This is a genomic window from Imperialibacter roseus (assembly GCF_032999765.1).
Lineage (GTDB): Bacteria > Bacteroidota > Bacteroidia > Cytophagales > Cyclobacteriaceae > Imperialibacter > Imperialibacter roseus.
On the sequence record NZ_CP136051.1, the window covers coordinates 5,748,729 to 5,761,550 of the forward strand.

Genomic DNA, 12,822 nt, shown 5'->3' on the forward strand with positions numbered 1-12,822 from the left:
TTCGCCATAGGGTCTTACGCTTTAAAAATGTTAATTCGTAAAAATCAAAAGTCTTCGTAATTTGTCTACCTAAAGCATATGTCTCCATCATGAACGAATTTTTGACAATATCACCTACCTTCTACGGTATGAGCATCGTGCCGAAGAAATACTGGAAGGACTATGGCTTTGCGCTGCTCACTATTGCCGGGGCGGATGGGGATGTGTCAGACCCCGAAATGGACTGGCTTACCGAAGACCTTGGGCAGTCTTTGAAAGTAGGTACCGACCTCATTGCTGCCTGGGAAGAGTTCGACTGGGAAAATGCTGATCTTGGCGAAATTTTCCAACGACTTAACCCCAATCAAATAGCAAACTACAGCAAGCTTATGCTTTACGACGCCATCAGGATGTCCTATGCCGATGGGGATTTTTCTGACAAGGAGCGTGAAAGCGTAGATGAATGTGCCCGAATTCTTAAAGTGAACAAGGAAACAGTAATGGCCATGGAGGCGCTTGTTGAAATGGAACGGGCAGCCGACAAACTCCGACAAACTATTCTTTAAACTCAACATCCAATCAACCTATGGAAGCGTTATCTATCAGAATCATCAACATTCACTGCTACTTTTATGAAGAAAACGATGGCGACGAAGTATTTCTGGTCATCAACAAAAAGAAAGTATGGCCCGTGGATGAGAAGTGGTACCGCATGAAGGCCGAATCACTGGAAGTTGACCATGTCATTGACGGCTTCAAGGAGAACGAAAAGGTTGATTTGGAGGTGTGGGACTACGACTACCTCAGCCCCAACGACTATATGGGCAAAATCACTATGCTCATCGACAAGCCAGGTGGGCCCTACACCACCGATATGCAGCTGGCCGACCCCAAGCAAATCGCCCGGTACTCCATCACCTGGGAAATAATAAAACCTAAGTGACCACTAAGGAATAAGCTCTTTGTGCATCACCTTGGCTTCGCCCTCTATGACGGCCTTTCCCGTGGCAACGTGCGTGAGCACTGTGGCAATGATGGCCGAATTTCTCCCGTCAAGACTTACCACCTCCACTCTCGCCTGGTAGTCCTCCCCTGGGTACACCGGCCTTTTGAATTGCAACGTCTGACCGAGATAGATGGTGCCGTCGCCAGGAAAAATGGTGCCCAGTATCCTGGAGAAAATGGCTGCGCTGAAAATTCCGTGAACGATTGGTTTCTTAAAAGAGGTATTGGCAGCAAACGCCGCATCGATGTGTACCGGGTTTTTGTCACCGCTTAGCTCGGCAAAGGCATTGACCTGCTCCTGAGTAAGTGAAAAAGGCATTTCGTAAGTATCTCCGACTTTCAGCATAGTAGCTTTGTTTGCCTTAAATATAAGGGCTTTTTTACAACTACTTCCGCACAACAAATTTTCACCACCAACGGATTATTGCTTGAATCAAAAACCATTTATGCTGTTCTTCCCGCATTAACCCGAAAACCAATCAGTCATGCAAAAAAGACTCAACTACTTGTTGCTGCCGGCGTTCATCATGCTCATTCATTGGGCAGAAGCGCAAAGCGGAAAAAAGCCCATCGTCACGTCTGACCTTATGAAAATTGTTACCTCCTCACAGCTGGAGGTATCACCCGATACCAGGAAAGCGGTGATGGTCGTCACCAAAAGAGATCAAAAAGGGGATGACTATTTTTATAGCCACAACCTTTACATGCTCGATCTTGAAAAAGGTGGAGAGCCTATTCAGCTTACGTTCGGAAAAAAGAGCGACTCACAGCCTACCTGGGCTCCTGACGGTGAAAAAATCGCCTTTGTGCGATCCGACGACGGAAAGTCGCAAATATGGATACTGCCGTTAACCGGGGGCGAAGCCTATCCACTTACCTCTGCCAAGCACGGTGCTTCTGGCCCCCGCTGGGCTCCCGACGGAAAATCTATTCTCTTTTCGTCGTCCATCCCCGATTGGGACACTGAAGGCACCCCAACCTGGGCTTATGAAAGACCAGGAAGAGCATTCAAAGACGAGCCCAACTGGAAGGCGCTAAAAGACGAAGAGAAAAAAGATATCAAGTCTACTCCTGATGGCGACCTTGGAGAGCTTCGGGCATGGCTGGCCAAAAATGCCGTCGACAAAAACCCACGGGTGTTTGTGAATCAGGATTTCCAGGCGGAACAGGGACTCAACCCCGAGATGAAGTATCGGCATTTATTCATTCAGTCGCTTGATGCCGGGAAAGCCAGCCAACTCACCAAAGGGTTCCAGGATTTTGCCGGTGGCGATTGGTCGCCGGATGGAAAAACCATTGTTTGCTCCTCTGTGGCTTACAAAGTGGAGCCCGACAAACAAAGCCACTCTGACCTTTGGAAAATTGACGTCACGTCAGGTTCTGCTACCTCCTTCCTTCATATGGAGGGTTTTTCCTTAGGCAATCCACAGTTCTCGCCCGACGGAAAGTCCATACTGTTTTACATGCGAGATGATGTAAACAGGCATGCTACGCAAAATGACCTGGGGCTTGTCAACACCGAGGGCAGCGGCGCAAAAATGATTACAGCGGAGTTTGACAGAGACGCTGGTGGGCCGGTCTTTTCTCCTGATAACAAAAAAATCTATTTTACTGCGTCGTCCGAAGGGGACATTCCTTTGTACAGCTACGACCTGAAGAAAGGCGAAATCGTTACCCTTTTGGAAGGAGACAAAGGCATCAATGACTTTGCGCTTGCAGGCAAAAAAATCATCATGACCATTACCGACTTCAACAACCCTCTGGAAGTATACAGCATGGACGTGAAGAGCGGGGCTTTGACAGCGTTAACACATTTCAACTCGGATTGGCTGAAAGACAAAATCGTCACTCCCGTTTCGGAATACTGGGTCACCCGACCCGACGGCGTAAAAGTACAGTACTGGGTGATGCAACCCGTTGGCTTCAAACAAGGAACCAAATATCCGACCATACTGGAAATCCATGGTGGGCCTTCTGCCATGTGGGGGCCGTCGGGACTCAGTATGTGGCATGAATTTCAGTTGCTTTCCAGCTGGGGTTATGGGGTGGTTTTCAGTAACCCACGGGGTAGTGGCGGCTACGGCGATGCGTTCAAAAAAGGTAATTATAGAGACTGGGGCCACGGGCCTGCCAACGACATTCTGGCAGCTTTGGATGATGCTACTTCCAAAAACAGCTGGGTGGATACCGACCAGCTATTTGTAACAGGAGGTAGCTATGCCGGTTACATGGTGGCCTGGCTAGTGACACAAGACCAACGCTTCAAAGCAGCCAATGCGCAAAGAGGTGTATACGATCTCACTACCTTTATGGGAGAAGGAAATGCCTGGCGGCTGGTACCAACGCATTTTGGCTACCCTTGGGAAGAGGGCGTGCAGGAAATCCTTGATGCCAACTCACCAATTACCTTCATTGACCAAATTACGACCCCTCTACTCATCATGCACTCCGATCAGGACCTGAGAACTGGCACCATCCAGTCGGAAATGATGTACAAGAGCCTGAAAGCACTTGATAGGCCTGTGGAATATGTGCGCTATCCGGGCGAAGGGCATGAGCTAAGCAGAAGCGGCAATCCGCTGCGCATGATGGATAGGCTCGGCCGGTTTATTGAGTTTTTTGAAAGGTATGTAAAGCACCCGGAGGCTCCTGCAGCTACTGTGGGAGAAGATTAAAGCTAGACCTATTTTCCTCGGCCTGATTTTGTGCTTAAAGTCAAAGTCTTATGGGGTGAGAACCTATCTTCTACCTTTTAATAGCGCCTTACGGCGCTATTTTTTTTCTGTGCATTGATACTCTTCCCAAATATTCGGCAATGTCACCAACGTTTATAATCAACCAGTTGCTCTCCTCAAAAAGCACATTTTGTTAACGCTCTATAAAATAGACCGTTATGTGCCATATATTTTTCCTGCTGTCTCTCAATGGTCAGCTGTAAATATAAGAATATTCATATTTTATGTCTCATAAAAAGTGTGCAATTAATCGATGCAAACGATTGCTGAGGGTAGAAAACACAATGCGCTGTATAAGTTCGTATGCCCTAGTTTAAAATTTGTGCGGACACACTTTCTAGCAGCTCATGAGAGCATTATCGTTTCGTTACTCTATAAAGCCAGGTGTTTCTTCGTTGGTATATAAAAAATTTTATATATTTATCCCCTCAACACCCCCTGTTGATTATACCCTTTAGTTCGAATCAATTATCTATTAAAACATTTTCTATGAAGAAAAAGCTTACCCATTTATTGGTGTTTTGCTTATTGGGCTTCTATGCCCATGCGCAAAACCGAGTGATTTCAGGTAAGGTCACCGACGAGGAAGGCGGTGGACTCCCTGGTGTTAACATTTCTGTCAAGGGCACGAGCGTCGGCACAGTTACCGATGTGGAAGGTGATTATAAAATCACTATGTCTGCCGACGGTACAACCCTCGTTTTCTCTTTTATTGGCTTCACCACACAAGAGGTAGAAGTGGGTTCAAGGTCAGTGATTGACATTTCGATGACAGCTGACTTTACCCAATTGGATGAGGTAGTAGTTACTTCCTTTGGTTTGGAAAAAGACAAAAAGTCTCTTGGTTACTCCGTTACTCAGGTAAGTGGTGACCAGTTTACCGACTCCCGTACTACCAACTTGGGAAATGCACTGACAGGTAAAATAGCCGGTGTGAATGTAAGTACGCCTGCTTCAGGAGCAGCGGGATCAAGCCGTGTGATTATCAGAGGGGGATCTTCCCTGGGTGGATCGGACCAGCCACTTTATGTGGTAAACGGTGTGCCAATGGACAATTCTACACTTGGCTCTGCGGGTATGTGGGGTGGAAATGACGGTGGAGATGGTCTTTCTTCTATCAACCCTGATGACATCGAGAGCCTTTCGGTATTGAAAGGAAACACGGCCGCAGCACTATATGGTGCCCGTGCCGCCAATGGCGTCATTTTGATTACAACAAAGTCAGGTAAGTCAAGAAAAGGTGTCGGCGTTAGCTTTAACTCCAACTTTACCATGGACAACGTGATTGATCTTACCGACTTTCAGAAAGAGTATGGAATAGGTGTGGATGGCGAAAAGCCTGCCAACGAAACCGCTGCCCTCGATTACGGCAACTCCTCCTGGGGAGGCAAACTTGACGGATCAAGCGTTGTTCAGTTTGACGGTGTATCAAGACCTTACTCCGATACGGGAGAAACCATCAAGGACTTCTATCGCACTGGCAAAACATGGACTAATACATTGGCTCTTTCCGGTGGAAACGAAAAAGGCAACTTCCGTTTTTCGGCTTCTGATTTGAATAATGACGATATCATGCCGAATGCAAGCTTCGACAGAAAGCTTTTCACAACAGGCTTGAATGGCGCTTTTGGAAACCTTGAGCTAAAACTGACAGGCCAGTACTCTAAGGAAAAGGCCATCAACCGACCAAGATTGTCGGACTCTCCGGGTAACGCCAACTATGCCATCCTTACAAAGCCTGCTTCTCTTTCTTACGAGACGTTGAAGGGTGATCCTGATAAATTAGGAGCAAAAGAGGATGGAACAGAATTCCGTTATCAGGGAAGCAATTATATACAGAACCCTTACTGGGCAGCTTATCAGTTCAATAGAGAGGATAATAAGGACCGTGTTCTGGGCAACATCGCATTGAAGTACAACTTCTTTGAGTGGCTGTATGTGCAAGGCCGTGTCGGCACCGACTTTGTGTCCGTAGCTTCTGACAACTACGAGCCTTATGGCACAGCCTACGCTACTACCGGAAGCTTCAACCAGAACATGAGAACCATTAGAGAAGACAATGCCGATATGTTCATTGGCGTTAACAAAACTTTCGGTGACATTTCGGTAGACGGTCTGGTTGGTGGAAACCGAATGAGAAAAACAGCTGAGCAGCTAAACGCTGGTGGCTCTGGCTTGAACATTCCCTTTTTCCACAGCGTAACCAACGTTACAAATCAGGCTTACAGCTACAGTTTTTCTGAATACGGTATCAACTCCATCTTCGGATCAGCAAACATCGGATTCAGAAATTACCTGTTCCTAAACGTGACTGGTCGTCAGGACAAGTTTTCGACCCTTGCGGACGAAAACAACTCTCTTTTCTATCCTTCTGCCGGTTTGAGCTTCGTTTTCTCGGACGTGTTTACGATGCCTGAGTTCTTCACCTTTGGAAAGGTGAGAGCGTCGTGGGCCCAGGTGGGCGGTGGTGCACCAGATCCCTATTCACTTAACCTGACCTACGGACTTGTAGGGCAAGGCCACCAGGGAGCAGTTTTAGGATCCATCAGCAACGGTTCCATTCCTAACGCTGCCCTTCAACCATATATTTCCAGCGAAATTGAAGTTGGGTTTGATGTAAGATTGCTGGACAACAGGATTGGTATTGACCTTGCCTACTATGACAGGACCACAACAGACGACATCCTGAATACAACTATTTCGGGGACATCTGGCTTTGGCTCCACTACGATCAACGTCGGTGAGCTGAGCAACAAGGGTGTGGAACTGCTGTTAAAAGGAACGCCAATAGTTGCCAATGGCTTCAGGTGGGATGTTTCCTTCAACTACGCTCACAACATAAGCAACGTGATCAATCTTGGCACGAACGCACTGGGTGAGCCCATCGAGTTCCTTAACCTTGACGAAGCGAGAACACAACAGGAGAGAATTCGTCACTATGTAGGCCAGCCTTTGGGAGCCATTGCAGGTTACAAGCAAATGGAAATCGACGGCCAAAAAGTATATGACGCCGACGGATATCCAGTGAGAGGAGACTTCGACCTTATCGCACCGGGACGTCACCCTGTCAGCGCCGGCATTAGCAATACATTCACCTATAAAAACTTTACGCTCGACTTCCTGATCGATATCCGCAGTGGTGGTTATCTGGCATCAAGTACAAACGTAGTAGCCTACAACCTTGGCCTGCACAAAGAAACCCTCCCAGGTCGTGAAAACGGGCTGAGCATTTCCGGAGTGGATGAAGAAGGACAAGCACAGACCTGGAACATTGCTCCTGAAAATGTAGACAACTACTACAGCCGCTATTCTCAAATCACTGACAATTTCGTGTACAATGCGTCTTTCGGTAAACTCAGGTCGCTGTCTTTGGGTTATAGCCTGCCTTCTACGCTATTGGCGAAGACCCCAATTGAGTCGCTTCGGTTCTCAATAGTTGGTAGAAACCTGGCTTTGCTTTGGTCAAGTGTTCCAAATATTGACCCTGAGTCTGCTTACAACAATAGCGGAAATGCGCAGGGGCTTGACTTCTTCGCCATGCCGACAACAAGAAACTTTGGTTTCAACCTGTCGGCGTCATTCTAAACTTTAAATGAAGAGAAATATGAAGAATATAAAGAAATATTTAAGCGCCGCATTGGTGCTCGTCTTCATCATGAGTTCATGTAACGAAGACAACCTGATTGAGCTCAACATAAACAAAAATGCCTCCGAAGAAATAGACCTTTCGTATCTGCTGGCATATGGACAGTTGAGGGTAGCTGGTGCCCGCTACGAAAACTGGAGAACGAACTTGATTTATTGCTCTACTATGATCCAACACAACGCCTCGTTGCAAGGTTACTGGAGTGGCGATAAATACTACTACAACGCACAATACAGCGGTGCTTTTATGGAAAGTCACTATACCGACGCCATCAAAACACTGACTCATGTAGTGGATCAAACAGCGGACGTGCCAGAGTTGGTTAACCTGCATGGTGCGGCCACTATCATGCGTTCTTTCGATCTTCACAAAATGACTGATCTTTATGGAAACGTTCCTTTCTTCCAGGCTGGAAGGGGGCTCGACGGAGCCGAAAACTGGTTCCCAAAGTACGATGCTCAATCTGAAATCTATGCGGCCCTGATAAGCGATATTAAAGCAGCAAGAGACGGATTTGACCCAAGCATTAACAATTTGGGCTCTCAGGACATCCTGTTTAAGGGAGATACTGAGAAGTGGGTGAAGTTTGCGAATTCATTACTAATGAGAATAGCGCTTCGTATGAGCAAAGTGAATCCTACAGAAGCGCAAGCTGTGTTTGTTGAAGCAGCTGGCGGTGCAATGACATCAAATGATGACAACGCATTTTTGGCTCAACAAAACGGTCCTGCTGGTGATACCAACCAGAACGGCACTTCACTTGTGCTTTCCAATGCCGGCGGTGGCGGTGGCGATGCCAGCAATGGCCGTGTCAGTGAATTCCTTGTAAATTGGCTAACGGACAACAATGACCCACGTAAAATGATCATTGTAGGTGGTACCGGTGACCCGTATAATAGCACTACCTGGAACACCGATCCCGATAGTCAACAAGGCTTGCCCAATGGTTACACTTCGCAAACCATAACGGCCATCAATCCTGATTTTGAAAGCGTAAATGAGTACTCTTTCATCAATCGTGAGATTTTAGATCTGGATGATCCTTATCCATTCCTTAGCTACGCTGAAGTAGAACTGATGAAAGCTGAGGCAGCGGTGAAGGGTTGGTTGTCATCTGATCCTGAAGCACATTTTGTGGCTGGAGTTACAGCAGCCATCCAGTCATGGGAGGCATTTGGCATCTCAAATGCAGCAAGTGCTTCGGAAATCAGCACATACATCGCCGGGCTTGACTTTGCGGGAGCATCAGACGCTGCTAAACTGGAATTGATTGGCGAGCAATACTGGGCCGCCACTTACCTGAACCACGTTGAGGCATGGAACAACTGGAGAAGAACAGGATTTCCTGCCTTCACTCCTACAAGCGACCCGAACAACATCACTGGCGGAACTGTGCCAAGAAGGTTGAGGTACTATGAGTCAGAAGCTGGCAGCAACCCTGACAACTACCAAAGCGCCGTTCAGGCCCAGGGGCCAGACCTTCTTACCACAAGAATGTGGTGGGATGTTGAATAAATTCTCTTTCCATTGATATTTCAAATACTCATCTATTGATAAGGGCACCTTCGGGTGCCTTTATTTTTCCACTCTTCCCAGCCACAACTTATTAATGGACTATGCATTGTTATCCTTGCCAAACCTTCTTAAATTTTGATTTTACATAACCCTACTTGAACATGTATACCAGGCTCATCACCGGGCTTCTGTCCATTGCCTTTGCGGGATTAATTATTTCCCTGCCTGGATGCAAAGACTCAACATCTTCAGGAGACCTGCCCGAAACCGTCAGCTACAATTTTCATATCCGCCCTTTGATGAGCGACAGGTGCTTCGCTTGCCATGGTCCCGATAAAAACAAAGTGAAAGCCGGCCTAAGGCTTGATATTCCTGAGCTGGCTCTCGGTGAATTGAAAGAGAATAAAGGGAAATTTGCCATCGTCCCTGGAAAGCCAGAGGAGTCGGAGTTGGTGAAGCGCATTTCTTCTACCGACCCTACCTACCAAATGCCGTCGCCTGAGTCGCACCTGCCTCTTTTGACTGAAAATGAAATAGCGCTTGTTAAAAAATGGATCAGGCAGGGCGCAAAATTTGAAAAGCTTTGGTCCTTCACGTCTCCCAAAAAAGCGGTCCTTCCAAAAGTGAAGGGCGAAGACTGGCCTAAAACCGACCTTGACCTTTTCGTCGTGAAAAAAATGGAGGAAAAAGGACTGAAACCCAACGAAGAGGCGGACAAAGAACGCTTGCTGAAAAGGGTTTCTCTCGATCTGACCGGGCTGCCTCCGTCGCTTGATCTCATGGATCGCTTTATGGCCGACAAAAGCGATGAGGCTTATGAAAAGGTTGTGGACGAATTGATGAACAGCCCTGCTTATGGAGAAAGAATGGCCGTTCACTGGCTGGACGTCGGCCGCTATTCCGATTCCTACGGCTATCAGGACGATAATATCCGCACGCAATGGCCCTGGCGGGATTGGGTGATCCATGCCTTCAACGACAACCTTCCTTACGACAAATTTCTCACCTGGCAGTTGGCTGGAGACATGCTTCCCGACGCCGATAAAGAGAAAATCCTTGCTACCGGCTTTTTGAGAAACCATAAATACACAGAGGAAGGTGGTGTGATAGAAGAGGAGTATAGAATCGAGTACCTCCTCGACAAAACCAAGACATATAGTAAAGGAATTATTGGTCTTACGGTAGAATGTGCCCAGTGCCACGATCACAAATACGATCCGATTTCGCAAAAGGACTACTATAAAATGTTGGCCTTCTTTAACAATACACCTGAAGTCGGGTACGAGGGCGACATATCCGTTTCGAAACCAGCTAAAGCACCAAGGCTTGAAATTACAACGGCCGATCTTGATGGAGTACTTTCATTTATCAGACAGCTGGAAAAAGACACCATGATGGTGTCAGTGATGGACGAGCTTGACACCCTGCGCAAAACTTACGTGCTCAACCGGGGGCAGTACGATTCGCCAACAGATGAAGTGAAACCACAACCTCTGTCAGAAGTCATGGTTTTTGATACCACTGCCTACCCAAGAAACCGCTTAGGCTTGGCCAAATGGACCGTCGACAAAAACAATCCTTTGACAGCCAGGGTATTTGTGAATCAGGTATGGCAAATGATCTTCGGCCAGGGAATTGTAAAAACCGCCGGCGACTTTGGTATGCAGGGCGACCTACCTTCACACCCTGAGCTGCTCGACTGGCTGGCGGTCGACTTTATGGAAAATGACTGGGACATCAAATACCTGGTCAAGCAAATCGTGACATCGGCTACGTACAGGCAATCCAGCAGCGTTTCGAAAGAAAAGCTGGCCATCGACCCCGACAATATTTACCTCAGCCATGGGCCTCGCTTCCGGTTACCGGCTGAGTTCGTAAAAGACCTCATTCTGGCTAGCAGTGGACTTTTGGTGAACAAAATCGGTGGCCCCAGTGTGAAGGCTTATCAACCCGACGGCCTTTGGGAGGCTGCCACTTCGGGCAGAGGTGTTTTAGCAACTTACCAGCAAGACCATGGGGAAGATTTGTACCGCCGGGGTATGTACACTTTCATCAAACTCACACTGCCTCCTCCCTCTCTGATGATTTTCGATGGCAGCAACAGAGACCAATGTGAGGTAAAACGACCTCAGACCAACACGCCTCTCCAAGCACTTGTCATGATGAACGATCCAACCATGTTAGAAGCTTCACGGGTGCTGGCCGAAAAGCTGGTCAAGGAGCAGACGGGCACAGAAGACAAAATAACAAAAGCCTTCAGGCTGATTGTGTGCCGGGTGCCGAAGGAGTCTGAGAAAGATTTGCTGAACAGTTATTTTTCAGAACAACTGGGCATTTACCAAAGCCAGGCTATTGACCCTTCGGAGGTGCTAAATGTGGGTGAATTTCCTCATTTGGAAGTAGAGAAAAGTGAGGCGGCAGCGCTTGCCAACGTGATTCAACTGATCTATAACATGGAGGAATCCATTACAAAGACATAAGCCATGGAAAAAGAACAACTGGAAAACGGCTTAAACCAAAACAGGCGAAAATTTCTTTCGAAGTTAAGTCTCGGCATTGGTAGTGCGGCACTGGGTTCGCTGCTGATTCCTGATTTATTCAAGGGAGGCTCTAGTCCGGAAGAAGAGCTTTTTGCACAGCTCCCCCATTTTGCGCCAAAGGCCAAACGGATCATTTACCTCTTCCAAAATGGTGCCCCCTCTCAGCTTGACCTTTTCGACTACAAACCCATGCTGCAAAAAATGCACGGGGAAGACTTGCCAGAGTCGATTCGTCAGGGTCAGCGATTGACAGGCATGACGTCCGGGCAGTCCAAATTTCCACTGGCCGGAACAATTTTCGACTTTAAACAATACGGCCAGTCTCGTGCCTGGATCAGCGACTTGCTGCCCCACACCGCCAGCATAGCTGACGAACTCTGCTTCGTAAAAAGCATTTATACCGAGGCCATCAACCACGACCCGGCACTCACCTTTTTCCAGACCGGTGCCCAGGTAGGCAACCGCCCAAGCATGGGGGCATGGCTGAGTTACGGGCTGGGAAGTGAAAACAAAAACCTCCCCGCTTTCTGCGTTTTGCTTTCAAAAGGAAAAGGTAATGGCCAGGGAGTTTACTCAAAGCTTTGGACCAACGGCTTCCTCGACTCCGTTCATCAGGGTGTCCAGTTCTCCAGTGGCGACGACCCTGTGCTCTACCTCAACAACCCCGAGGGAATGGACAGGGCGGAAAGAAGAAAAATGCTCGATCACCTGGCAGCGTTGAATCAGGAAAACTACGAAGAGTTCGGGGATCCTGAGATTGCTGCCAAAATTCAACAATACGAGTTGGCTTACCGAATGCAGACTTCGGTGCCAGAGCTTACAAATTTAAAAAATGAGCCGGAGTCAATTGTGAAAATGTACGGCCCCGAATGCATGGTGCCCGGTACCTATGCCGCCAACTGCCTGCTGGCCCGCAAGCTCAGCGAAGGTGGCGTTCGGTTTGTGCAACTCTACCATCAGGGGTGGGATGCCCACGATAACCTGCCTGGCCAAATTGTTGGCCAGTGCAAAGATGTGGATCAATCGTCGGCAGCACTCGTAATGGATTTGAAGCAAAGAGGCCTCCTCGACGAAACCCTCGTAATTTGGGGCGGTGAGTTTGGCAGAACCAACTATTGCCAGGGCAAGCTCACTGGCGACAACTACGGCCGTGACCACCATCCCCGGTGCTTCACTATATGGATGGCAGGTGGGGGCATCAAGCCTGGAATGGTCTACGGGGAAACTGACGAGTTTGGCTATAATATCACCGAAAACCCCGTGCATGTCAACGATTTTCATGCGACCGTGCTCAACCAAATGGGGCTTGATCATGAGAAGCTGATCTACAAGCATTTGGGAAGAAGGTACCGGTTGACTGATGTAGCCGGAAAGGTAGTGAAAGGAATTATTGCTTAGCAAG

General features: G+C 47.9%; 8 protein-coding genes. 7 read left to right on the plus strand and 1 reads right to left on the minus strand.

The features are described from left to right. The first annotated feature begins 89 nt into the window (after positions 1-89). Together RT717_RS24165 and RT717_RS24170 are read left to right on the plus strand one after the other, a co-directional pair. Entirely contained in the window at positions 90-545 is a 456-nt protein-coding gene (locus tag RT717_RS24165) for a TerB family tellurite resistance protein (protein WP_152001444.1), read from the plus strand. 20 nt (positions 546-565) lie between these two features. Then, positions 566-922 (plus strand): hypothetical protein, encoded by a 357-nt coding sequence (locus RT717_RS24170; RefSeq protein WP_317488910.1) that lies wholly within the window; start codon positions 566-568, stop codon positions 920-922. A 3-nt stretch (positions 923-925) separates the two neighbouring features. On the opposite strand, the gene RT717_RS24175 is transcribed toward RT717_RS24170, so the two are convergent. Continuing rightward, the gene (locus tag RT717_RS24175; RefSeq protein WP_317488911.1) at positions 926-1,330 is read right to left on the minus strand and encodes a MaoC family dehydratase; all 405 of its coding nucleotides are present in this window, start codon (positions 1,328-1,330) and stop codon (positions 926-928) included. Between the two features lie 139 nt (positions 1,331-1,469). Here RT717_RS24175 and RT717_RS24180 point away from each other — a divergent pair, with 139 nt between their 5' ends. The 5 genes from RT717_RS24180 to RT717_RS24200 all read left to right on the plus strand — a co-directional run bounded on the left by RT717_RS24180 (position 1,470) and on the right by RT717_RS24200 (position 12,818). Next, complete coding sequence (locus RT717_RS24180) at positions 1,470-3,659, plus strand: S9 family peptidase (protein WP_317488912.1); 2,190 nt, start codon at positions 1,470-1,472, stop codon at positions 3,657-3,659. Positions 3,660-4,208: 549 nt separating this feature from the next. Next, a complete protein-coding gene (locus tag RT717_RS24185) occupies positions 4,209-7,304 on the plus strand; it encodes a SusC/RagA family TonB-linked outer membrane protein (protein WP_317488913.1) in 3,096 nt (1,031 codons plus the stop codon). Positions 7,305-7,323: 19 nt separating this feature from the next. Next, positions 7,324-8,880, plus strand: coding sequence for a SusD/RagB family nutrient-binding outer membrane lipoprotein (locus RT717_RS24190; protein WP_317488914.1), 1,557 nt, complete (start codon positions 7,324-7,326; stop codon positions 8,878-8,880). A gap of 161 nt (positions 8,881-9,041) precedes the next feature. Next, on the plus strand, positions 9,042-11,360 hold the full coding sequence (locus RT717_RS24195; protein WP_317488915.1) for a PSD1 and planctomycete cytochrome C domain-containing protein: 2,319 nt from the start codon (positions 9,042-9,044) through the stop codon (positions 11,358-11,360). Positions 11,361-11,363: 3 nt separating this feature from the next. Next, complete coding sequence (locus tag RT717_RS24200; RefSeq protein ID WP_317488916.1) at positions 11,364-12,818, plus strand: DUF1501 domain-containing protein; 1,455 nt, start codon at positions 11,364-11,366, stop codon at positions 12,816-12,818. Positions 12,819-12,822 lie beyond the last annotated feature (4 nt).